The 23,964-nt window shown below is 44.4% G+C and carries 21 protein-coding genes; 14 read left to right on the top strand and 7 right to left on the bottom strand.

What is annotated here, in order from left to right; genetic code table 11:
- The first annotated feature begins 143 nt into the window (after nt 1-143).
- Nucleotides 144-599, top strand: a complete 456-nt coding sequence (locus ACHFJ9_RS13425; protein ID WP_012841967.1) for a MarR family winged helix-turn-helix transcriptional regulator — start codon at nt 144-146, stop codon at nt 597-599.
- Nucleotides 600-645: 46 nt separating this feature from the next.
- On the opposite strand, the gene ACHFJ9_RS13430 is transcribed toward ACHFJ9_RS13425, so the two are convergent.
- Nucleotides 646-1,602 (bottom strand): AEC family transporter, encoded by a 957-nt coding sequence (locus tag ACHFJ9_RS13430; protein WP_395357100.1) that lies wholly within the window; start codon nt 1,600-1,602, stop codon nt 646-648.
- Nucleotides 1,603-2,201: 599 nt separating this feature from the next.
- On the opposite strand from ACHFJ9_RS13430, the gene trpS reads away from it, so the two are divergent.
- Nucleotides 2,202-3,224, top strand: a complete 1,023-nt coding sequence (gene trpS, locus ACHFJ9_RS13435; RefSeq protein ID WP_395357102.1) for a tryptophan--tRNA ligase — start codon at nt 2,202-2,204, stop codon at nt 3,222-3,224.
- A gap of 90 nt (nt 3,225-3,314) precedes the next feature.
- Here trpS and ACHFJ9_RS13440 read toward each other — a convergent pair whose 3' ends face one another.
- Nucleotides 3,315-4,271: an ATP-dependent dsDNA exonuclease gene (locus ACHFJ9_RS13440; RefSeq protein ID WP_395357104.1), complete on the bottom strand. Its 957-nt coding sequence runs from the start codon at nt 4,269-4,271 to the stop codon at nt 3,315-3,317.
- Nucleotides 4,268-5,596 carry a sphingomyelin phosphodiesterase gene (locus ACHFJ9_RS13445; protein ID WP_258685155.1) on the bottom strand — a complete coding sequence of 443 codons (1,329 nt, stop codon included), beginning with the start codon at nt 5,594-5,596 and terminating at the stop codon, nt 4,268-4,270. Before ACHFJ9_RS13445 ends, ACHFJ9_RS13440 begins: the two co-directional genes overlap by 4 nt.
- 292 nt (nt 5,597-5,888) lie before the next feature.
- Between ACHFJ9_RS13445 and ACHFJ9_RS13450 the strand changes: the two genes are divergently transcribed.
- A complete protein-coding gene (locus ACHFJ9_RS13450) occupies nt 5,889-6,155 on the top strand; it encodes a hypothetical protein (protein WP_012841963.1) in 267 nt (88 codons plus the stop codon).
- A 155-nt stretch (nt 6,156-6,310) separates the two neighbouring features.
- Nucleotides 6,311-7,939, top strand: a complete 1,629-nt coding sequence (locus ACHFJ9_RS13455; protein ID WP_395357106.1) for a methyl-accepting chemotaxis protein — start codon at nt 6,311-6,313, stop codon at nt 7,937-7,939.
- A gap of 129 nt (nt 7,940-8,068) precedes the next feature.
- Here ACHFJ9_RS13455 and miaE read toward each other — a convergent pair whose 3' ends face one another.
- Together miaE and ACHFJ9_RS13465 are read right to left on the bottom strand one after the other, a co-directional pair.
- Nucleotides 8,069-8,839: a tRNA isopentenyl-2-thiomethyl-A-37 hydroxylase MiaE gene (gene miaE, locus ACHFJ9_RS13460; protein WP_395357108.1), complete on the bottom strand. Its 771-nt coding sequence runs from the start codon at nt 8,837-8,839 to the stop codon at nt 8,069-8,071.
- A gap of 97 nt (nt 8,840-8,936) precedes the next feature.
- A complete protein-coding gene (locus ACHFJ9_RS13465) occupies nt 8,937-9,701 on the bottom strand; it encodes a hypothetical protein (protein ID WP_006742886.1) in 765 nt (254 codons plus the stop codon).
- A 313-nt stretch (nt 9,702-10,014) separates the two neighbouring features.
- Between ACHFJ9_RS13465 and cysB the strand changes: the two genes are divergently transcribed.
- Both cysB and ACHFJ9_RS13475 read left to right on the top strand, forming a co-directional pair.
- A complete protein-coding gene (gene cysB / locus ACHFJ9_RS13470) occupies nt 10,015-10,989 on the top strand; it encodes an HTH-type transcriptional regulator CysB (protein WP_006742885.1) in 975 nt (324 codons plus the stop codon).
- A gap of 53 nt (nt 10,990-11,042) precedes the next feature.
- A complete protein-coding gene (locus ACHFJ9_RS13475) occupies nt 11,043-12,239 on the top strand; it encodes a methyltransferase (protein ID WP_301582752.1) in 1,197 nt (398 codons plus the stop codon).
- A 93-nt stretch (nt 12,240-12,332) separates the two neighbouring features.
- Here ACHFJ9_RS13475 and ald read toward each other — a convergent pair whose 3' ends face one another.
- On the bottom strand, nt 12,333-13,457 hold the full coding sequence (gene ald / locus ACHFJ9_RS13480) for an alanine dehydrogenase (RefSeq protein ID WP_005378241.1): 1,125 nt from the start codon (nt 13,455-13,457) through the stop codon (nt 12,333-12,335).
- Nucleotides 13,458-13,613: 156 nt separating this feature from the next.
- Here ald and lrp point away from each other — a divergent pair, with 156 nt between their 5' ends.
- The 8 genes from lrp (at nt 13,614) to ACHFJ9_RS13520 (ending at nt 22,512) form a co-directional block, all read left to right on the top strand.
- Complete coding sequence (lrp, locus tag ACHFJ9_RS13485) at nt 13,614-14,108, top strand: leucine-responsive transcriptional regulator Lrp (RefSeq protein ID WP_005378234.1); 495 nt, start codon at nt 13,614-13,616, stop codon at nt 14,106-14,108.
- Nucleotides 14,109-14,260: 152 nt separating this feature from the next.
- The gene (locus tag ACHFJ9_RS13490; RefSeq protein ID WP_301582754.1) at nt 14,261-17,293 is read left to right on the top strand and encodes a DNA translocase FtsK 4TM domain-containing protein; all 3,033 of its coding nucleotides are present in this window, start codon (nt 14,261-14,263) and stop codon (nt 17,291-17,293) included.
- A gap of 61 nt (nt 17,294-17,354) precedes the next feature.
- Nucleotides 17,355-17,981, top strand: a complete 627-nt coding sequence (gene lolA, locus ACHFJ9_RS13495; protein ID WP_005388103.1) for an outer membrane lipoprotein chaperone LolA — start codon at nt 17,355-17,357, stop codon at nt 17,979-17,981.
- Complete coding sequence (locus ACHFJ9_RS13500; protein ID WP_395357113.1) at nt 17,982-19,337, top strand: replication-associated recombination protein A; 1,356 nt, start codon at nt 17,982-17,984, stop codon at nt 19,335-19,337.
- Nucleotides 19,338-19,428: 91 nt separating this feature from the next.
- Nucleotides 19,429-20,736: a serine--tRNA ligase gene (serS, locus tag ACHFJ9_RS13505; RefSeq protein WP_167426732.1), complete on the top strand. Its 1,308-nt coding sequence runs from the start codon at nt 19,429-19,431 to the stop codon at nt 20,734-20,736.
- A gap of 206 nt (nt 20,737-20,942) precedes the next feature.
- Nucleotides 20,943-21,674: an ATPase gene (locus ACHFJ9_RS13510; protein WP_395357115.1), complete on the top strand. Its 732-nt coding sequence runs from the start codon at nt 20,943-20,945 to the stop codon at nt 21,672-21,674.
- Nucleotides 21,668-22,108: a hypothetical protein gene (locus ACHFJ9_RS13515; protein WP_085343596.1), complete on the top strand. Its 441-nt coding sequence runs from the start codon at nt 21,668-21,670 to the stop codon at nt 22,106-22,108. The genes ACHFJ9_RS13510 and ACHFJ9_RS13515 overlap by 7 nt, the downstream gene beginning before the upstream one ends.
- Before the next feature lie 137 nt (nt 22,109-22,245).
- Complete coding sequence (locus tag ACHFJ9_RS13520) at nt 22,246-22,512, top strand: DksA/TraR family C4-type zinc finger protein (RefSeq protein WP_395357117.1); 267 nt, start codon at nt 22,246-22,248, stop codon at nt 22,510-22,512.
- A gap of 69 nt (nt 22,513-22,581) precedes the next feature.
- Here ACHFJ9_RS13520 and bioA read toward each other — a convergent pair whose 3' ends face one another.
- Nucleotides 22,582-23,862 (bottom strand): adenosylmethionine--8-amino-7-oxononanoate transaminase, encoded by a 1,281-nt coding sequence (bioA, locus tag ACHFJ9_RS13525; protein WP_395357119.1) that lies wholly within the window; start codon nt 23,860-23,862, stop codon nt 22,582-22,584.
- Nucleotides 23,863-23,964: the final 102 nt, after the last annotated feature.

Here is a 23,964-nt window from a genome sequence, read left to right on the forward strand (position 1 = left end):
AGGGCGCTTCGGCGCTCTTTATTTTATGTTTTCACTTGGTGGTTACCGTCTTTGACGCAAACTTGAAGGGGGAGCGTTTTGCCTTATGCAGAATCTGTTTATTCCTTCCGACCGAATGAAAGCCTAAAGAAGAACAAACGACGATGAAAGATCAGAAAATCTCCCCAATTTCCGTTTTGGATCAAAGCCCTATGTTTGTCTGCGGTGTGATGCAGCGAATGTATCGCAACCGTGCTCAAGCTGAGCTCTCTCGGCAAAATTTAATGACACTCGAGATGGCAAGTGCACTGGCCGCTTTGGAAGAGTTTCAACCCATGAGTCAGCAAGCGCTGGCTGACGCGGTTCGAACTGAGCGAAGTGTAGCAAAGCGAATGGTGGATAATTTGGAAAAGCGAGGGTTTGTTCAAGTTTCTAAAAGTAAATCGAATCAGCGTCTCAAAATGCTAAGCATGACAAAAGAGGGGGCAAATGCTTTAAAGCAAGTGCATCAAATCATGACGAATTTACAGAAAGAATTTTTTGCTTGTTTGTCTGAATCAGAAGCGAGTGAGTTTTTTCGTCTGGTAAGAAAACTCACTTTTGCGAATCACGACCAGTAGCTTATCTTAATGCTATCTAACGCGCCTTTACTTTATCGGTGATCAATTATATTAAGTCGTAAAACTTAAGAAATAGAATGCCCAACGTACACGTGACGGTAGAAAGTACCGTAGTGAGTGCGATGATATTTGCGGCTAATGTGGCATTGCCTCCCATCGAACGTGCCATGACATAACTGGCGGCTGCCACTGGGGAAGCGTTCATAAAGAAAAGAATACCTAACTCAATTCCTCGAAAACCTACTAAGTAAGCACCAGTAGTGATCATTACGGGTGCCACGATGAGCTTGTAACTGCTTGCAAACCAAGATGGACCTTTCTCTTTTCTCATCAAGCTAAAATCGAGTGAGCCGCCCGTACACAACAGCGCTAAAGGCAGTGTCATTTTGGACAAGTAGTCCCCTGCATCAATAACAACATTCGGTACTGGAATAGAGAGCAAATAGAAAGCCATCCCTAGGACGATTGAGATTATCAGTGGATTCCTCGTCAGTGTTCGGCCCATCATTTTTGCGGCTTGTGGGACAGAAGTTGCGCCTTTGGGAGATAAGCAAATTACCGCTTGGACGTTGTAAATAAACGTGGTGACCGCGACATAAAGCGCTGCTAACGCCACACCTTGAGAACCATACGCATTGGCAACGTACGCGATGCCAATAATACCTGTATTTGCTCGGAACCCACCTTGGATAAGAACACCTTGGTCAGGCGATGCTCTGAACAGAAGCTTGACCGAAAGGTAGGTAAAAATGAAAAACGAAATGCTAGCGATGACGCCGAAATTGACAAAGCCACTCGCCGCGGAAAAATCGTGTTCTGAAGCCACAATACTGACAAATAACATCGCAGGTAGCGTAACTTGAAACACCAGTTTGGAGCCTACTTCGATAAAATTATCGTTGATCAGTCCGATGCGTTTGAACACCACGCCAAGTATTAACATTAAGCAGATAGGGCCGGTTATCGACAAAGAGAATTGCAACTGATGTAGAACAGCTTCCATGTAAGTACCCGCAGCAAAAGAAAAATATTCCTGCTGTCTATTAAGCCATAAACTCTGGGAGACAGGACAGAAAAGTGATGAAATTTTCCTCTTTTGTTGTTTCCAGAACCATTTGCATTCCAAGTTATGGACGAGGTCCCAGTTTAACAAAGTTGCACTGGTTCTATGCGCGATATGTTGGTTTACTACTTATCGTGATGCATCCACATGCGTATTAAATAAAAGAGTTGGTCATTGTGGTTATGGATAGGAGTTCATCGATGAAAAGGAAACACAACAAAACCGTACTTTGTGCATTTGTCTCAGGTTCGGTGTTTGGTGCAGCTTTAGTCATTGCGATGTCTTTACCAATGTAATCGTTTCTGTAGGCTCTTTGAATACTTACGCTAATTCAATACAAAACAGATTGAGTTCAGCTTGATGTACTGTTAGTTTGAAAACATGAAAATACACGTTAGCCCTTCATCAACAACCTTCTTTTGGTGGCGCTCTAAATAGAGCGGCACGGAATACTCACATTCTTAAGCTGCTGGATGGTAGCTAAGAGTGTTTGATCTTTTTATCTCCAGTAGCGATCTATTAAATACTTGGAGATAAATATGAACACCATTCAAAGTACATCACAGCGTGAAATTATCCTGACCGGCGATCGAGCGACAGGTCCGTTACACCTCGGGCACTATGTCGGTTCATTGCAACAACGAGTCAAATTGCAAACGGAGCATGAGCAAACGATCTTAGTCGCAGACATGCAAGGGTTGACGGATAACGCCCACAATCCATCAAAAGTATCCTCCAATATTCTCAATGTCGTTGCGGATTATTTGGCCGTTGGTATCGACCCCACACAAACCACGATCACGTTGCAGTCTCAAATTCCAGCGTTAGCAGAGTTAACGATGTATTACAGCAATCTTGTCTCTATTGCGCGTTTAGAGCGTAATCCCACGGTTAAAAATGAGATACAGAGTAAAGGCTTTGAACGCTCTATTCCTGCTGGCTTTTTAACGTATCCAATTTCTCAAGCTGCCGATATTACGGGGTTCCACGCGACGTTGGTTCCGGTAGGTGATGACCAACTGCCGATGTTGGAGCAAACTAATGAAATCGTAAGAAAAATAAACCACCTGGGCGGAAAAGAGGTTCTTAGAGAATGCCGTCCATTACTTAGTGATGCCCCTCGGTTGGCGAGTACCGACGGTAAAAATAAGATGTCTAAAAGCATGGGGAATGCAATCAACCTAGGGGCGTCTGAAAAGGAGATTTCTGTGGCAGTGAAATCTATGTATACCGATCCCAATCACCTGAAAATTGAGGACCCTGGCCAAGTCGAAGGTAATATCGTATTTACCTACCTCGATGCCTTTCACCCTGATAAAGATTACGTCGAACAGCTAAAAGAGCATTATCGACGAGGTGGGGTAGGTGATGGTTTGACCAAGAAAGTGTTAGAAGAATGCCTACAAGAGATGCTTCGACCTATTCGAGAAAAGCGCACTATGTATTTGAATGATAAAGCACAGCTGATTGATATTTTAAAACAAGGTAGTCAGCGTTCTCGCGAGAAAACCGAAAAAGTGCTATTTGATGTGAAAGATGTATTTGGTTTGAATTTGTTCTGAATTAAAAAACAAGGTTCTGAATAAAAGGCACGGCTGTTTATTCGTAACGTGCCTTTTGGACTTTCAATTCCCATCAATGAAAGCTGACATTTAAGAAGAAAAGAACTCGCGGCGAAAATCCGCTATTTCTTGTTGGTAATAACTGTGCCATTCCGGTTCTGATAAACTAGCATGGCTGGTGGCTCTCTCTTTTCTGAGTCTGGACTCAAGTTGTTGCAATGCTTGTTGGTAATCTCTGACTTGCTCTTTTTGCTGGGCAATTTGTTGCTGACGATCGTGAATCTCTTCGCTTTCGTCCTTCGTTAAGTAAGTTCTTTCCAGCTCTGCGATGATGGTTTGGCGATCTGGAAAGCTCATGCTATTGGGTATTAGGGCGACTGCACGCTCATATTTTGCTTGGTCGTTTGTAAGCCCGATAGCCTCTGCATTTTCTTGCCAGTCTATGATGAGTTGCTCGAAAGCTTGCAAAAAGCTTTCTGGACTTTGCGTGTTGAGCTGTTGGGCCTCTAAATTGAAATCGTATAGGGCGAACTCATCCGCGAAAATAACATCAGCCAACTCGCCCCAAATGCCTCTTGCCTCGGCTTTAAGTTGTGCAATACGTGAGGCTAGTGGTTGTTGCTCATCAAACAACAAATTACCCACACTTTCTTGCCATTGACTGTTGAGTTGATGGTAGCTCGCCAAAAGTTGAAATCGTGCTGAAGATAAATAAGGCTCGAGCAAGGCTAACTGTTCCTCACAGTCGCGGTTCGACATGCACTCATGCCAAAATGACTCAAGCTCTGCGACGAGTTCTCTCCCTTTGAGCAGAGTTAGTCTCTCAGTCGTTATTTGAGTCGCAGAAGGGAGCTCTGCGGTCTGTGGTGAAGCATCTGCACTGGGAGCGATATTGCTTGTTTTTAGTGATGTAATAGGGCCGTTCTTATTTTTTGCCTTTGGAGCAGAAGCGGACACGGCCGCTTCTTGCTGCCCATCTTGACTGAAAGTTAAAAACATCATGCCCGCCATAATGGCGGACATGATTATCAACGCGATTTTCTTCATGGCTTGATTGTTGCGCTAACTGGGAAATGGTCAGAAAGATTGTAGTGTTTCCATAAACTCTCTGCGGTTGTACGCGGCACGTCAACACGGTTGTCATTGAATGATTTCACCCCGTATTCACTACTCACCATAACATAGTCAAGGTATTCCACGTTTTCGCCACCTGATAACGCTTCACCTGCGAAGTTATTGATGCGGGGATCAAAGGTTGACTCCGTGTATCCAGAATACTGAGGTTCGATGGCGCTTAAGTTAGCGATCATTTGTTGGTAGTCACCAGGGAACTTTCTTTTGTTTACGTTAAAGTCGCCGCTGTATACCACAGTTTCGCTTGAAGGAATGTTGAGAGATTTAGCGAGTGCGCGGATTTGTTTGAACTGGCGCTGACGATACTCGCGAGCGGTGTCTGTATCGAAAGATGCGGTATGGGTAGCAAACACATGGTAAGCCTGACCACCTTTAATAATTTCCGCATAATTCACGCCTTTGTCGGCAAAGCAGTCTGTGCCAGAGCAGTCGGGGAAGACATATTGCGCTTCATTCACGATAGGATAGCGACTGACAATGATCACCCCACCATCATGAATATTAACGCCTTCTTTATCTAACATCTTAGTTTGGTACGGATATTCCTTAGCTAACTCACGTAGGAATGCTTCACGACCGCTTGCAAACACTTCTTGCAGCGCTAATACATCATAACCTTTGACGTATTGAGGAATCAGTTCGTAACGATCACCGATGTGCGATGCAATAGCCGTAAGAGCCCAGATGTTGTATGTCATCAACTTAAGGTTTTGTTCTTCGTTATCGACGGATTCATTTACTTTGCTTGGTGTGATGGTGTAATAAAGATCGTCGTATCGAGCGGTACTGTCTGACTTAAATGCCAGTTCGGTTTCTCGGATGCCAAAAGCGTTAGTGTTGGCACGATGAATATTACGATCATCTTTAAGAGATAAATCTACATCGGCCGCCGATAAGCCATATTCAATGGTTGAATTATACCAATGACCTTCCATGACCTGATTGAGTGTTATGCTTTCACCTTTAGGGCTAGAAACCACAGTTTCAAAACGGTAAGTTTGGTTGGATTTCACGCCTTCCCAACGATTGAAGCTCAATACAGGTTTGGTTTCCCACGGACCAAGTACTTGTACATGTTGCTGCCACTCTTCTCCGTATTCAAGTAAATCACTGCCTTCGTGCTTTACTTGAATAGTTAAAGGCTGATCAGAATTATTGGTTAGATAAACATCTGTATCTGCAATGCTTGGCAATGTCACCAAGCCACTTAATAAAAGACCCCACTGCGATAATTTCATCTTATTTTTCCATCATTTGAACTAGAGCAATCATTCTTGTTTATAAATATTACTTGCACGTTAAATATGGATGACATCGAAGCCAGTACTGAAAATTGTTATCAGAATGTGATCTTTATTCAATGGTGAGGAGTCGGGGTAGAGAGTTAATGGCTGCCTAAGCGGCTTTAAATAATAGCGATGGTTAACGAATCGTACTCACTGCAATCAAGTTGTCATCTTTGCTCTATAAGTTGTGCGGCGTCATTCATCCAGCCACATGGCTAGAACTTAAATTGATAGATGGAGCACCATGGCTAGAGCAGTAAATCCAATCGATGAAACCATCATTAAATTACTACAAGACCAAGGTTTGATTAGAAGCGAAGCAGAAGCTCGTTTAAAGAAAGAGGTATACCGCTTACAGCCTAATGAGATTGAAAAAGTCAAAAATTATGCCCAGCACTTTGGCATCAACGCTAAAGAAAAACTCATCGATGAGATCTTAGAGTTGCGCCGGGAAGCGCTCATAAAAAAATGTAGACACAATACGGAGCATGCGAGCCTATCTCTAAAATAGCACGTGATAAAAATATCAATTACTGGTCAAGATTTGATCTCTCAGGCCGATGTATATAAGAGCGCTCAATGATATCGAGCGCAAAAAACAGTGTGTTTTAGAGGTTAAGCTTTCACTTAAGTGAGAGGTTTGGAAAGGCTGCAGGGAGAAAGTGCATGCGTATTAAAGACTTAAGTGTCGTAAAGAAAATATCGGTTAGTTATTTAACCGTTTTTGCCGTGTTTGGTTTAGTGTCAGTAATGTTGGTACAAGGTTTGTTAACACTGAATAAAGACATCTCAGTGCTAACAGATAAAAGCTTACCTTCTGTTGCGATTTTGAAAGGTATCCAAGTTGATATTACTAAAGTGCGCAAAGATGAGTTCTCTTTATTGCCAAACGCAAATCACCCCAAAATTGGTGAGTGGTTAAAAGGCCTCGACCAATGGCGTTCTGATGTGCAGGCTGGTATTGCAGAATACGAAAAGCTCGACCTTAATCAGCGTGAAACGCAGTCTTTTAACGTTTTTAAAGAAACTTGGAATCAATACATCAAAGAAACGAAAACTTACAACACACTGCTAAGCCAAGGTGATGCTGAAAGTGCAAATGATGTGATTTTATCGAGTTTCGATACCTACTCAAAAGCGTTGAGCAGCTTGGATGATACCCTCGCGTTGAACGATGAGTTGGTGAATTTGATTGGCGAAGAAGTACAAAATGAAGCGGCATTTACACAATACAGCGCTGCTGTTGGTGCGCTCGTCGTCGCATTGGTCATGGTAATGTCTGCCATGTTGCTTTCTCGAGTCATTTGCGGGCCTGTTGATCGAGCATTGGAATTCGCTTCTAAAATCGCCAAGGGTCAATTGAATAATCAAATCGACGAAAGTGAATTGAGCAAAGACGAGTTAGGAACGTTGCTCAAAGAGCTTGTCGGTATGCAAACAAACTTACATTCGCTGGTTTCTGAGATTAATGACTCAACGATTCAGCTAACGGCAGCAGTAGAGGAGGTGAGTGCTATTTCTTCTCAGACCGCTTCTGGTATGCAAAATCAACAAATTGAACTTAGCTCGGTGGCTTCTGCGATGACAGAAATGCAAGCTGCTGTAAGTGAAGTGGCACAAAATACCGAAGTTGGCGCGACCTCCGCTTACTCGGCAACGGAAGTGGCAAAGCAAGGAACGGCGACGTTACAACAAACTATTGCAGTAATTGAGCGTGTATCACATACGATCCAAGAGTCAGATGAACTGGCACGTGAGCTTGAATCTAGCTCAAACAATATCAATGTGGTCGTAGATGTGATCCGCGGGATTGCGGAGCAAACAAACTTGTTAGCACTGAACGCCGCAATTGAAGCTGCTCGGGCCGGTGAACAAGGACGTGGGTTTGCTGTTGTGGCAGATGAGGTTCGTTCTCTGGCGCAACGCACTCAAGACTCCACTTCACAAATTGTGGAAATTGTTAATCAACTACAAGAGAGCAGCAGCAAAATAGGGCATTCAAGCCGTGATTGTCAGGAGGGTATTTCTCAGTGTGTTGAGCAAGTCAATGACGCTGATAACCAGATAAAAGAAATTGAACATTCTGTCGATAACATAGCGCAAATGAGCACACAAATCGCAACGGCGTGCAGCGAGCAGAATTCTGTATCCGAAGAACTGAATCGAAGTGTGGAGCATATTAATAGTGCTTCAACAGAGATGGCTGAGGGAGCTTCGCAAACGGCTGTAGCTTGCCAGCAGATCAGTAGCCTAGCGCACAACTTGAAAACTCGAATGGGTTCATTCCAGCTCTAGTTATTTTGTTTCAGCTTTATTCCTAACCTCATTGCTACAAAAAATAAGCCGGACGAAATGTCCGGCTTATTTATTCTCTGTCTATATAAATAAGTTCAGAGCATGCTCAATCTTGGGAGAATATGCTCGCTAGGCTGGAATACCACTATGGAACTTAAAATCTGTATCTGGCGTAGAAATTAAATCCGCCTCAACTCGGCCAAAATAGGTTATGCGTTCGCTGATGTCTTTGCCCGCGATTTGCTCTGCCAATACTAGATAATCTTGATAGTGGCGTGCTTCTGAGCGCAGTAAAGAAACGTAGAATTTTGCGATATCGTCATCCATATGTGGTGCTAGTTTGGCAAAACGCTCACAAGATCGGGCTTCGATGTACGCACCAATGATGAGCTTATCGATCAGTGTTTCCGGTTCATGAGTCTTCATATGCGAAATGAGCCCTTTAGCATAGCGACTTGCTGGAATATTTTTATACTCAATTCCACGACTTTCCATGATCTCTAAAACTTGATAAAAGTGGTGCAATTCCTCTTTAATCAAAAGCACCATTTTATCGATCAAATCTTGGCTGTACGGTGAGTTGGACTTAGCCATGATCGCTTTGGAAATATTGCTCTTACCTTTTAAAGTTTCTAGTGAGCCTACATTGCGATAAGCAAAGTCTTCATAGGGTTTAAACCAGTCAAGCAGAGCATGTGAACTGGATTGGTCAACGGCATACTTACGAATTAAAAACATCGCAGATTGGCCAGCTTTTAGCTCACACATTAGGTGGTCTAATAAAATGGTTTGAAGGTTTTCTGGTTTCTTTGCTTCCTCTACCCATTCATCAGGTGTGCTGCATTGCAGAAATTGGTTAATGGGAGCAAGAAGATCTTGATAGGCGTCTAGATTCATCATTTTAATTTTAGTACTTCACATTCTAATTGGGCATATCCGCTATCTTACGGATAGAAAAAAGGCTGCGATTGCAGCCTTTATTGACCTTAAGTGAATGTTACCACTTTTTCTTCTCGCCGAAGAGTGCTTCCATGTCATTGTCGCGCTCTTTATCGGCGATCTGCTGCATTTCAGCATCACTTTTATCTTGGCGTTTTTTATCTAGGTCGCCCAGCATGTCTTCAAGCTTCTGTTTCGCTTGAATAGAGTAGGGATCGCTCTTTGTACTCAATGCATCGATACCTTTGCGTAGCAGTTGAAGTGCTGTACCAGGTTGACCTCGAGCGATTGAGTCGTTTGCTCTTTTAATGACGTTTTCGATGTTGATACGAATCTGCATCGTTTCTAAACGCGCATTTTCAGCGACATAAGTCTGGGTGTCGATACGGCCTTTATTATGTTCGTTACGGATAGTATCGCGGAGGCGTTTCACCAACTTAAGCATGACGATGGCTTGTTTATCACTGCTCGGCATTTTGAACGTGGTACTCTCGCCAGTGGGACCATTCTCTTTCAGTTGCTCAATCTGTTGCTTCATGTTTTCGATACGTTGAGCAAGCTGCTTATTCTTCGGGTCAAGCTCATGCATGCTTTCTAGCGCGTCAAGAATACGATTGTTTAGACACAGCAACAGCTCCTTGCTAAAAGGGATATGGTGCGCATGACCAATCAACTCTTCAGTGCCATCAATCAAGGCAACATAGCGTGCGGACTCCTGTCTTTTCGCAGTCTCTACCTTGACCTTATACTGCAACATAATGTTATAGCCTAGGATCAACACCAGTAGGATGGCTACCAAAGCGATTATTAAACCAATATTCATATCTTTGCGTCTGCTTTACTTTTCTACGGCTAGCGTTAAAGAATACATGAATCTTATCTTACTCGGCACCCTATTTGTTTGATTATTTTGTCTCTCCCACGTTTTAGCTACTGATAGAAGTCACATCATAGAACTTCAGTCATTTATTGGCTCAACTTTGTGCATATTGTTTCTATGTTGAGGATTATCAGTATGTGATTGAGGTATAAGTTAGAAATTACTGTTCATTTCGATTTGAACGCGTTATAACTAATTATTATATCGCTCGTCCGAGTGGCCAATAAATTATCTCATGAACAAGTAAGGGATTACGATGAAACTGCAGCAGCTGAAGTATATTGTTGAGGTTGTAAACCATAATCTGAATGTATCCGCGACGGCAGAAAGCTTGTATACCTCTCAGCCAGGTATCAGTAAGCAGGTTCGGTTGCTGGAAGATGAGTTAGGCATTCAGATTTTTGAACGTAGCGGTAAGCACTTAACACAGGTGACACCTGCTGGTGAAGAAATTGTACGTATCTCTCAAGAAATTCTCGCTCGTGTAGAAAGTATCAAAGCTGTAGCAGGGGAGCACACCCACCCAGAAATGGGGACGCTGAATATCACCACGACACACACGCAAGCGCGTTATGCTTTGCCGGATGTCATCAAAGGTTTTACTTCTCGCTACCCAAAAGTGTCATTACACATGCATCAAGGTACGCCGTCACAAATGTCTGAGGCGATTGCCAAAGGTACGGCGAACTTTGCGATTGCGACAGAAGCACTTCATTTATATCAAGATGCCATCATGCTGCCTTGTTATCACTGGAACCGTTCAATTGTCGTGCCTAAAGATCATCCATTAGCGAAGAAAGATAAGGTAACGATCAGCGATCTTGCCGCTTATCCATTGGTCACTTATGTGTTTGGTTTTACGGGCCGTTCAGAGTTAGATACCGCATTTAATCGTGAGGGTTTAACCCCGAGAGTGGTGTTCACTGCAACTGATGCGGACGTTATTAAAACGTATGTTCGCATGGGTATTGGTGTTGGTGTGATTGCGAGCATGGCTGTGGATGAAGAGCAGGACAGCGATTTAGTCGCAATAGATGCGAGCCATTTATTCGGGGCTAGTACGACAAGTATTGGCTTCCGTCGCGGCACATTCCTGCGCTCATACATGTTCGATTTTATGGAACGCTTTGCTCCTCATTTAACTCGCCCAGTGGTAGAGCAGGCGATTTCGTTGAAATCTAATGCAGAAATCGAAGAGATGTTTAAAGACATCGAGCTCCCGGTGAGATAACACTTCATTGATGTTTCGATTCCCTCTACAATGCGCTCGTTGTAGGGGGAGTTATGAAAACGCAATTTCAATTTATTAATGACTGCTTATTGGAAAACGAATCGCTATGGCGGTTTGAACCATTTAAAAGTAGCATCCACACCTCATTACCTTGGCAAGAGCAACACCCTCAGTTGTGCAAGTGGTTAGTGTCTCTTTCTCCCTCTCAAATCGAAGAGTATAAAGCGGAACCTGAACTCGCCTTAAAAGCGATAAGCGCGTTCGTGCCTCAACTCGAACAACTCGCTTATCACACGCGTTTAGAGTCTTTAACCTTAAATGGTTTGGCACTCGCTCGTGGTTTAGACAACGGCATTCCCGGACGTAAGCTGGAGCAAATCAGCTCGATGGGTGAAGCTGCAATTCAACAACACTGTGGCGAAGAATGGTTAGAGTGGTGTTCAGGGAAAGGTTATTTAGGACGAATCCTGGCAACACAAACCGATCAGCCTGTGACCAGTTTCGAATATCAACAAGCACTGTGTGATTCAGGGCAACAAGCTGCGAATGAACACCATTGGAAAATGACGTTTATTCAAGGTGACGCGTTTGATAGCAAAGCAAAAGCGGTATTCAAGCCAACGCAACACGCGGTGGCACTGCATGCGTGTGGTGACCTCCATGTTCGTCTAATGCAGTACGGCAGTGAGAATGGGATTGCTGCGATGACCATCTCACCTTGTTGTTATCACTTGATTCAGTCGGAACAATACCAGCCGATGTCGAAACCGGGGAGGGTTTCTTCTCTCTCATTGTCTAAGCAAGAACTGCGTATCCCGTTACAGCAAACGGTGACAGGGGGAGAGCGTGTACGTCGCCATCGTCAGCAGGAAATGGTGTTTCGTCTTGGCTTCGATTTGATTACTCGACGAGCGTTAGGCATGGCAGAATATCAACCTGTCCCCAGTATTCGTAAGTCGCAATTAAGTGAAGGCTTTGAATCTTTGTGTCGCTGGGCGGCGGATCAGAAAGGTATCGTTCTTTCTCAAGAAATCGATTTCGATCATTTTGAAAAGTTAAGCGAACAACGCTTCTGGCAAATGGAGAGAATGAGCTTAGTGCAACTGGTTTTTCAACGTCCATTGGAGATCTGGCTCGCATTGGACAAAGCACTTTATCTTGAAGAACGTGGTTATCGTGTTAGATTGTCAGAGTTTTGCCCTAAATCAGTTACACCTAGAAATATTTTAATTTGCGCATATAAGAATTAGTTATTTTTTATAGCTAAACGCTCTATATAAAAAAGCCCACTTATGCGTGGGCTTTTGTAAACAAAACGTGACAAATTGTGTTTTATTTTGTCATTAATTGAACATAGCGATAGCTTGAGTTGGTTCAACGTATTCCAAGTCAAAGCTTTCTGCTACTTCTTTACATGTTACTTTCCCGTGAATAACGTTTAGACCTTCAAGGAAGCCTTTGTCTTCTAGAAGTGCCTCACGGTAGCCTTTGTTTGCGAGTTTCACAATGTAAGGGAGTGTTGCATTGTTCAATGCGAAAGTTGAAGTACGTGCAACCGCACCAGGCATATTTGCTACGCAGTAGTGAACCACTTCATCAACGATGTAAGTTGGATCTGCGTGGGTTGTTGCGTGAGATGTCTCGAAACAGCCACCTTGGTCAATAGCCACGTCAACCACTGCCGCACCAGGTTTCATCTTAGCAATGTGCTCTTTTGTTACCAGCTTAGGCGCTGCTGCTCCAGGAATTAGAACGGCACCGATAACAAGGTCAGCTTCTAGAACATGCTTCTCGATAGCGTCTTCAGTAGAATAAACCACTTTAGCGCGACCTTGGAATTCTTCGTCAAGCTTACGAAGTGTATCTACGTTACGGTCTAGAATGGTTACGTCAGCGCGAAGACCAACAGCCATACGAGCTGCGTTTGCACCAACAACACCACCACCAACGATGACGACTTTCGCTGGCTCAACACCAGGTACGCCACCTAGTAGCAGACCACGACCGCCGTGTGATTTTTCCAATGTTTGCGCGCCAGCTTGGATAGACATCCGACCTGCCACTTCTGACATTGGTGCTAACAGTGGCAAACGACCCATATTATCTGTTACAGTCTCATAGGCTATACAGACAGCTTTGCTCTTGATTAGCTCATCAGTTTGTGGAAAATCTGGTGCTAGGTGTAAATAAGTAAATAAAATTTGCCCTTCGCGGAGCATTGCTCTCTCTACTGCTTGGGGTTCTTTTACTTTTACAATCATGTCTGCTTGCGCGAATACGTCTGCAGCATGAGGGAGAATGGATGCGCCGACAGCGATGTAATCATCGTCTGAAAAACCAATGCCGGCACCTGCATTGGTCTCAACTAAAACTTGGTGACCATGTGAGATGAGTTCTCTCACGCTTGCTGGGATCATACCAACACGATATTCGTGGTTCTTGATTTCCTTAGGTACGCCAATGATCATCCTGTATCCTCTTTCTATAATGGTTGTATTAACTGTTTGTAGGGTGTTATTGTCGAATTAATAACTAGTATAGTTATAGATTTGTAAAATTTGGCACCAAATATTAAAAAGTTGTAGTATATTTTTTTGCAAGGAAGTAATAAGGTGGAATAAAAAATGGCAGACAACTATAAAAAGCCGTCCAAGGAACTAGACCGTATCGACCGCAACATTCTTAATGAACTGCAGAAAGACGGTCGTATTTCAAACGTTGAGCTTTCAAAACGTGTGGGACTTTCTCCAACGCCATGTTTGGAGCGTGTACGTCGCTTAGAGCGTCAGGGTTACATCACAGGATACACTGCATTATTGAATCCGCAGTTCCTGGATGCGTCACTATTAGTATTCGTTGAGATTACATTAAACCGTGGTGCGCCGGATGTATTTGAGCAGTTTAACTCAGCTGTTCAAAAGCTAGACGACATACAAGAGTGTCATCTTGTATCAGGTGACTTTGACTATCTTCTTAAAACCCGTGTATCAGATATGGGTGCTTACCGCCGACTATTGGGCGATACGTTACTACGCCTACCCGGCGTAAATGACACTCGCACATACGTTGTAATGGAAGAAGTGAAACAATCTAACCAGCTTGTGATCAAAACTCGTTAATTTCTTGCAAAGAAAGCGGTATATGCTTCCGCTTTCGCCAGAGAGTAATTGGGTTTTTCTCTTTGATATGGTTAAATCAATTTACCGAGCGGCTTGATGCCGCTCGGAATGTTTTGCAATTTCCTATTTCATTTCCATATTCAAGTTGATTTATGTTCAAAGAGAACGCAAAGAAAGTCGAAACCATTATCAAAACCAGTGAAGAGCCCCAGTCTTCACGCTTAAATGGCTTCCAACGCTTAAAAGAGTGCTGCTTTATCGTTGGCGTTCTTAGCTCGGTATTGCTTGCGGTTGCACTATTTACCTTCAGTCCGGCCGATCCTTCCTGGTCCCAAACCGCATGGGGAGGGGAGATCGACAATGCTGGTGGCCTTTTCGGCGCTTGGCTTGCGGACACACTATTCTTCACATTTGGCTCTCTCGCTTATCCCATCCCTTTCTTGCTAGCTGCGGCTGCATGGGTGATTTGCCGTAAACGAGGAGAAGATGAGCCAATTGATTTCATGTTATGGGGTACGAGGTTACTCGGCCTTGTCGTCCTTATAATGACTAGCTGTGGTCTAGCCGATATTAATTTTGATGATATTTGGTATTTCTCGTCCGGTGGTGTCGTCGGGGACGTGTTGTCTAGCCTAGCTTTACCTACATTGAATGTACTTGGCACGACATTGGTACTGCTGTTCTTATGGGGAGCGGGTTTTACTCTCTTTACTGGCATCTCATGGCTTAATATTGTGGAGTGGCTTGGTGATCGTGCATTAGCGCTAATTGCGGCGCTTGCAAATAAGATAAGAGGCTCTGAGCAAGAAGTTTTAGAACCTCAGTTAGATGAGTTCGTGGAAGATAAAGTCTCTACGCCTAGACATAACGTAGACCATGACATTGATGATGAACCGCTTCCTCATTTAACGGCGTTCGATGTCGATGAGCCGAAAGAATCGGCGCCTGCGCATGAGTATCCTATTTATATGCCGCAAGCTAAACCTGAGAAACCAGCGGAACAAATGATGGTGGAACCGACGCCACCACAACACAAGGCTACGGTTAATGCTGCGCCAGTTTATGCTCAACCTGAGCACCAAACGCAACCTGTCCATGCGGTGAATACTGATAACGTTGATCCGCTTCTGGAGCGTACCAAGCAGCTGAATGTCACGATAGAAGAGCTTGAAGCTGCAGCGCAACAAGCAGATGACTGGGGAACTGAAGAACAGGTAGCCCCATCATTTGCAGACACTTACTCTTCCTATGTAGAGCAACATACAGCTACAGAAGAACCGAACAGTGTTGAACCAGATTATGCGGAGTACGAACAATTTGAAGCAGAGCAAGTACAGCAGCCAAGTATTGAGCATCCTGTGCATGAAGAGCCTGTAATTGATTCCGCTGCGCTAGATAGCATCACGGAGCAAACAGAATCGAGTCAACACATTGAACCTACGATCTCTGATTTTGACGTGTTAGACGATGAAGACGAAGTGGAGTCACAGTCTGTACAACAACTACAGCCAGCTCCAGCAACACCTTCAACAACATTTGAACCTGCACTTCAAAAAGCGGAGGTTGAAGAGGTTCAAGACGGCGACGAAGATGTAGCGGCATTCCAAGACATGGTTTCTAGTGCGCAAGCCAAAGTAGCAGCGACACAGAACCCATTTTTGGTACAGAAAGAAGAAAACTTGCCTGTTCCGGAAGAACCACTTCCAACGCTCGAGTTGCTTTACCATCCAGAAAAACGCGAAAACTTTATCGACCGTGATGCGCTAGAGCAGGTCGCTCGATTGGTTGAGAGCAAGCTAGCGGACTACAAAATTAAAGCCGACGTGGTGGGGATTTATCCTGGTCCAGTGATCACTCGTTTTGAGCTTGATTTGGCGCCGGGGGTAAAAGTAAGCCGTATTTCTGGTCTTTCAACTGACTTAGCGCGTGCATTGTCTGCAATGGCTGTACGTGTTGTAGAAGTAATCCCTGGCAAGCCTTACATCGGTTTGGAACTGCCAAACATGAGCCGTCAGACGGTCTATTTATCTGATGTAATCAGTAGTCCTCAGTTTGAGCAAGCAACGTCACCCACAACGGTTGTGTTAGGTCAAGACATTGCGGGCGAAGCTGTTGTGGCCGATCTTGCGAAGATGCCTCACGTGCTAGTAGCAGGTACAACTGGTTCTGGTAAGTCGGTGGGTGTGAACGTGATGATTTTGAGCATGCTATATAAAGCTGGCCCAGAAGATGTACGCTTCATCATGATTGACCCGAAAATGCTAGAGCTTTCTATTTACGAAGGTATCCCTCATCTTCTTTCTGAAGTTGTGACTGATATGAAAGACGCATCAAACGCTCTACGTTGGTGTGTGGGTGAGATGGAACGTCGTTACAAGTTGATGTCGGCATTGGGCGTTCGTAATGTGAAAGGCTTTAACGAGAAGTTGAAGATGGCAGCAGAAGCAGGCCACCCAATTCATGACCCATTCTGGCAAGAAGGCGACAGTATGGATACGGAACCGCCATTGCTAGAAAAACTGCCGTATATCGTTGTTGTTGTCGATGAATTTGCTGACCTGATGATGGTGGTGGGTAAGAAGGTAGAAGAACTGATTGCACGCTTGGCACAAAAGGCGCGTGCGGCAGGTATTCATCTAATTCTTGCGACTCAACGTCCATCGGTGGATGTTATCACGGGTCTGATTAAAGCGAATATTCCAACTCGTGTTGCGTTTACGGTATCGACTAAAACAGACTCCCGTACGATTCTAGACCAAGGTGGTGCAGAATCACTGCTTGGTATGGGTGATATGTTGTATCTACCGCCGGGTTCAAGTCATACAACTCGTGTCCACGGTGCATTTGCATCAGATGATGATGTTCATGCTGTTGTAAACAACTGGAAAGCGCGTGGTAAACCGAACTACATTGAAGAGATCATCAGCGGAGATCAAAGTCCAGAAAGCTTATTGCCAGGTGAGCAAATGGAAGCGGATGAAGATGTGGATCCACTCTTTGATCAAGTCGTTGAGCACGTAGTTCAGTCACGTCGAGGTTCGGTTTCCGGTGTTCAGCGCCGATTTAAGATAGGTTACAACCGTGCCGCTCGTATTGTAGAGCAGCTTGAAGCGCAGGGCATCGTAAGTGCTCCGGGTCATAACGGTAACCGTGAAGTACTGGCACCTGCGCCACCAAAAGATTAATGAACTTGTGTTACTCACCTCAGTCCAACTGAGGTGAGTGGTTCTAATAATAGGTATCTGAATGAAAAAACTATTTTCAGCGAAACTTTTCTCCGCGCTTGTTTTAAGCTTTTCCCTCTTCTCTACTGCACACGCAGCGTCTCCTAAAGATGAATTAAACAAACGCCTTTCTATGAATGATGGCTTTAGTGCAGATTTCTCTCAGCAGGTTATCAGCCCTGAAGGCGAAACGGTGATGGAAGGAGAAGGTACGGTTGAAATTGCCCGCCCAAGCCTGTTCCGTTGGAGTACAACATTCCCTGATGAGAACCTATTGGTCTCTGACGGTAAGACATTGTGGTACTACAGCCCATTCATCGAGCAAGTGAGCATCTACTGGCAAGAGCAAGCAACAGAGCAAACGCCATTTGTTTTGCTAACGCGTAACCGAGCAAGTGATTGGAATAACTACAAAATATCTCAAAAAGGTGACCAGTTCACTCTCATTCCTACTGCAGTAGACTCCACACAAGGTCAATTCCAGATTAATATTGATGCCAAAGGTGTGGTGAAAGGCTTCAATGTGGTTGAGCAAGACGGCCAAAAAGGTTTGTTCACCTTTAACAACGTGAAGCTGGGTAAACCGAAAGCAGACAGATTCACATTCACAATTCCAAAAGGTGTGGAAGTGGATGACCAAAGGAATTAATTGGTAGTGAGTAATTACACATTAGATTTCTCGGGGGACGAAGATTTTCGTCCCCTTGCTGCTCGTATGAGACCGGAAACGATCGAACAATACATCGGACAGCAGCACATTTTAGGCCCCGGCAAGCCACTGCGCCGTGCGCTAGAGGCGGGTCACATTCACTCTATGATCCTTTGGGGACCACCAGGCACAGGCAAAACGACATTAGCGGAAGTGGCTGCAAACTATGCCAATGCTGAAGTAGAGCGTGTGTCTGCGGTAACGTCTGGTGTGAAAGAAATCCGTGCTGCGATCGACAAAGCGCGTGAGAACAAAATGGCTGGTCGCCGCACTATCTTATTCGTGGATGAGGTGCATCGCTTTAACAAATCACAGCAAGATGCGTTTTTACCGCATATTGAAGACGGTACGGTTACGTTTATCGGTGCGACCACAGAGAACCCTTCGTTTGAGTTAAACAACGCATTACTCTCGCGTGCTCGCGTTTACAAGTTGACTTCTCTTGCCCAGAGCGAAATATCGCTGGCGCTTGATCAAGCGATTAACGACAAAGAGCGCGGCTTGGGGAATATACCAGCACATTTCGCCGATAACGTACTAGATCGCCTAGCAGAGCTAGTTAACGGTGATGCTCGCATGTCTCTTAACTACCTTGAGCTGCTATACGATATGGCAGAAGACAATGCGCAGGGTGAAAAAGAAATCACGCTTAAGTTGCTTGCGGAAGTGGCGGGAGAAAAGGTCTCTCGCTTCGATAACAAAGGTGATATCTGGTACGACTTAATCTCTGCGGTTCACAAATCCATTCGTGGTTCAAATCCAGACGCCGCTTTGTATTGGGCTGCACGTATGATCGCTGCAGGTTGTGATCCGCTCTATATCGCTCGCCGATTACTTGCGATAGCATCGGAAGATGTTGGCAATGCGGACCCTAGAGCCATGCAAGTTGCACTTTCTGCTTGGGACTGTTTTACCCGTGTTGGTCCGGCAGAAGGTGAACGCGCGATTGCACAGGCGATCGTTTACTTAGCGTGCGCGCCAAAGAGTAATGCGGTGTACGTGGCATGGAAACAAGCGCTCACAGATGCTCATAACTTACCTGAATATGAAGTGCCTCATCACCTTCGAAATGCACCTACCAGTTTGATGAAAGAAATGGGGTATGGGGCAGAGTATCGTTATGCTCACGATGAGCCGGGTGCCTATGCAGCCGGTGAGCAATATTTGCCACCAGAAATGGCAGATCGTAAGTATTACCAGCCAACAAATCGCGGTCTAGAAACCAAAATCGGCGAAAAGTTAGATTACTTGGCTAAATTAGACGCAAATAGCCAACAAAAGCGCTATGAAAAGTAGGCGTTTTTGGATACATTTGTTCAGTAAATTTTTTTAACGCGTACGCTTGGAAAGTGCGCGTGATTTCACAACAAAAAGCATAGGATTAACAATGCTGGATTCTAAATTACTTCGTACAGAGCTGGATGAAACAGCTGCTAAACTGGCGCGTCGTGGCTTTAAGCTAGACGTAGAGACTATTCGTAAACTTGAAGAACAACGTAAGTCCATTCAAGTAGAAGTAGAAAATTTACAATCCACGCGTAACTCCATCTCCAAACAAATCGGCCAAAAAATGGCGGCTGGCGACAAAGAAGGCGCAGAAGAGATCAAGAAACAAATCGGTACTCTAGGTAGCGATCTTGATGCGAAGAAAGTTGAACTTGAGCAAGTAATGGCTCAACTAGACGAATTCACGCTTTCTGTACCAAACATCCCTGCTGATGAAGTGCCAGATGGCAAAGACGAGAACGACAACGTTGAAATCTCTCGTTGGGGTGAGCCTAAGACTTACGACTTCGATTTGAAAGACCATGTTGACCTAGGTGAAATGGGTGGCGGTCTAGACTTCGCAAGCGCAGTTAAGATCACTGGCGCACGTTTCATCGTGATGAAAGGCCAATTTGCTCGTCTACACCGTGCAATTGCTCAGTTCATGCTAGATCTTCACACAGAAGAACATGGCTACACTGAAATGTACGTACCTTACCTAGTGAACTCTGACAGCCTATTCGGTACTGGTCAGCTTCCTAAGTTCGGTAAAGACCTTTTCCACACAGAGCCTCTAGCGGAAAAAGTAAACGACGAAGAGCCACGTAAACTGTCTCTAATCCCTACGGCAGAAGTACCTGTAACGAACCTAGTTCGTGACACGATTTCTGACGAAGCGGATCTACCAATCAAGATGACAGCTCACACGCCATGTTTCCGTTCAGAAGCAGGTTCTTACGGTCGTGACACTCGTGGTCTGATTCGTATGCACCAGTTCGACAAAGTTGAGCTAGTACAAATCACTAAGCCAGAAGATTCAATGAATGCACTAGAAGAGCTAACAGGTCACGCTGAGAAAGTTCTACAACTTCTAGAGCTTCCTTACCGTAAAGTGGTTCTTTGTACAGGTGACATGGGCTTCGGCGCTCGTAAAACTTACGACCTAGAAGTTTGGGTTCCAGCTCAAGAAACTTACCGTGAAATCTCTTCATGTTCTAACATGTGGGACTTCCAAGCTCGTCGTATGCAAGCGCGTTTCCGTCGTAAAGGCGAGAAGAAACCTGAGCTTGTACACACGCTAAACGGTTCTGGTCTAGCTGTAGGTCGTACCATGGTCGCTATCCTAGAAAACAACCAAGAAGCAGACGGTCGCATTGCAATCCCTACAGTACTTCAGAAGTACATGGGCGGCGCAACGCACATCGGTTAATTCATTAACCACTAGAACACCAAAACCCAGCTTCAGTGCTGGGTTTTTTGTTATTTGCGTCGAGTGAAAATACGTTGTTATGTAATTAGCACACGCAATAGTGAAGAGCTCGCCCAGAATCTGGCAGTACGAGACAAATGATATTTTTCTAAACGGTTTTTCACGTGACAAGCTAATGGCATCATTTGCCCTTGTTGTTAAACGTTATGCCAGTAAATCATCTTTCATTGCTTATTATTTTTGCGCTTACTTTGCTCATTAGTAAGAGTGTTATCGCAAGTGAACTTATTCAGCCTCAATACTTAGATAGTGAGCGAACCGATCGCTTTTTCGCGCGCGAAATAGCGCAACCTTCCAAAGAAAATATGCAACTTCGTAACTCACTCGATTGGGGCTATGAACTTGAATTGAAACGTGCATCTGATGAAGAAAAACTAGTATCTAATTGCCAAGACTTAGCTACGGCAAACTCTACGGGCTTTACTGCGGCAAAAGCCTATGAATACGGCGCGTTTAAAGCATATTTAACTCAGTGCCAAACATGGAGTGAGATGGCAAAGTTAGCTGCCTCTAAGCGTTCATTTATATCAGACTTTAAGTTAGACGATACCTTTCCTAATTTCGCTCCAAGTGCACTTGCTTTTGTTATTTCTGACGAAAGTGCAGAGAAAGCAAAGACACTATCAACGTGGGATGAAGAAGACCATATCCAAAGAACTCAGGTCATCAGTGAAGTCAGAGCAGAGTATTACGATTCGACTGATGGCTTTCAGGTTATTACCGTTATCGCAAAAGGTGATTACAACGCTGACGGCATCGAGGATATCGTTATTGAGAAAGAGAATAGTGTACTCAGTGGCTCGTATTCATCTTCACACGGATATGTATTAACCCGTATGTCTGAACAAGCGCTATTTACAGTGTTGGCTGAATGGTAATGAAACGATTGGCAGTCACTTTGGGTTTAAGTGTTGCGATGATGAGCACGTTTGCTGTTGCTAACACCTCGCCCAGAAAAGTCTTTGAATGCTCAGTGAACCAAACTATGAACTTTAGTATTTTTATAGAGCAAGGCAAAGGCGGGATTATCTTTAATGAGTCCATTGAGAATCAAAGCTCTGTTTTACAGCGGATAAAACCTCAAGATTATCGTGTTGAACATTATCATCGAGCGTTGGTAGATGAGAAGTCACTGGAATTTAGTATTGGTGAGCGCGTCATATTAGTCAGTGAGTACTTTAGCGAGGAGTTTGGTGAGGTAGAGAAGATACTCAGTGTTACTTTGAGAGAGCCTGAGCAAACGCAGTACTTTGAATGTGAGGAAGGGAGTATGAGTAACCTTGCATTGCTTTTCCATGAGAGTGCCGAATAATCGATTGCAGAGTAATTATTACCAAAGCGTAATAGTGTTTTCGAATTTACCCTAATTATCTTGTTATTTGTAATCGATATAATCATCCACCTTACCACGGTAAGTAGATTTTCTCATTCAAGTAACGAGGAGGGCTTATGGCCGTAGGGTGGGCAAACGACGATAGCGTCAGCCAACAAATTCAAAACACAATAGGCGACGAAATTTCCCGTGTTCGTGGCAGTATCACAAAAGGTGAGAGCGCCCATTACTGCGATGAGTGTGGTGATGAGATTCCGGAAGCGCGTCGTCTTGCAATGAAAGGCGTTCGTTTGTGTATCGAATGTAAGTCAACTATCGAACTGGTCTCTCAACGCCAAGTATTATTTAATCGACGAGCGAGTAAAGACAGTCAACTTCGATAGCTTTACTGCTCTAATAAATAACGAGACGGTTTGAGTCTCATACTCAAACCGTTTTCATGTTGAATTGAACTATGAAGCGAAGCAGTCTTTGCGTTGTAACGCAGCATCAATCGCATTCACTAACTTTTCAATATCTTCCGGCTTGCTGATGAACGGCGGCATCATATAAATCAGTTTGCCAAATGGACGAATCCAAACACCGTGCTCAACAAAGAGAGCCTGGATGGTTTCCATATTCACAGGGCGATGCGTCTCCACTACGCCAATAGCACCCAACCAACGGGTGTTTTTCACCAAGTCGTATTCTTCAAGTTTTGGTAGTAACTCAGAAAACAGCGTTTCAATTTGTTGGGTTTGTTGCTTCCAATCACCTTGCTCGATCAATTCCAAACTTGCAGTAGCTACAGCACAAGCGAGTGGATTCCCCATAAAGGTTGGACCGTGCATAAAACAACCAGCATCACCACCACAAACAGTGTCTGCTACGTGTTTGCTCGCTAGGGTCGCAGAGAGCGTCATGTAGCCGCCAGTGAGTGCTTTCCCGACACACAGAATGTCTGGTTGAATATCTGCATGTTCGCAGGCAAACAATTTGCCTGTGCGTCCAAAACCGGTAGCGATCTCATCTGCAATCAATAACAAACCGTATTTGTCGCAAAGTCTACGCACGCCTTTGAGAAATTCGGGATGGTAGATACGCATGCCACCTGCGCCTTGAACGATAGGCTCAAGGATCACCGCAGCAAGTTCTTGATGGTGCGTTTCAATCTTGTGCTCGAAGTCGGTAAGGTCTTCTGGCTTCCATTTATCCCAATAACCACAAGTTGGTGACTCCGCAAAGATATGCTCAGGCAGAAAGCCTTTGTAGAGAGAGTGCATGGAGTTATCAGGATCGGTTACCGACATGGCCGCAAAGGTGTCACCGTGATAACCGTGTCGTAAAGTAAGAAACTTCGGTCGGCGTTCACCTTTTGCATGCCAATATTGCAGTGCCATTTTTAAGCTGACTTCTACGGCAACGGAGCCTGAATCGGCAAGGAATACATGTTCAAGATTACTTGGCGCTAGGGGTAGCAACTTCTTACACAAACTGATTGCTGGCTGGTGGGTAATCCCGCCAAACATCACGTGAGAGACTTGATCGATTTGCTGGTGAGCCGCTTGATTTAAGTGCGGATGGTTATAGCCGTGGATCGTCGACCACCAAGAAGACATGCCATCGATAAGCTCAGTACCGTCTTCCAATTTAATGTGAACACCACTTGCTGATTCTACTGGGTAGCAGGTCAGAGGTGTTAATGTCGAAGTGTAAGGATGCCAGATATGCTGGCGGTCGAAGGCGAGATCCATGTGCGATTCCAATAACAAATGAGATTAAAAAACAAACAGATGTAAACTTTGTTGTTTTGTGTTGTGTTGACAGTTTATCGAGACTCAGTAGACTGTCAACAC

The sequence above is a fragment of the Vibrio sp. D3 genome, from assembly GCF_043995865.1.
Classification (GTDB): Bacteria; Pseudomonadota; Gammaproteobacteria; order Enterobacterales; family Vibrionaceae; genus Vibrio; species Vibrio diabolicus.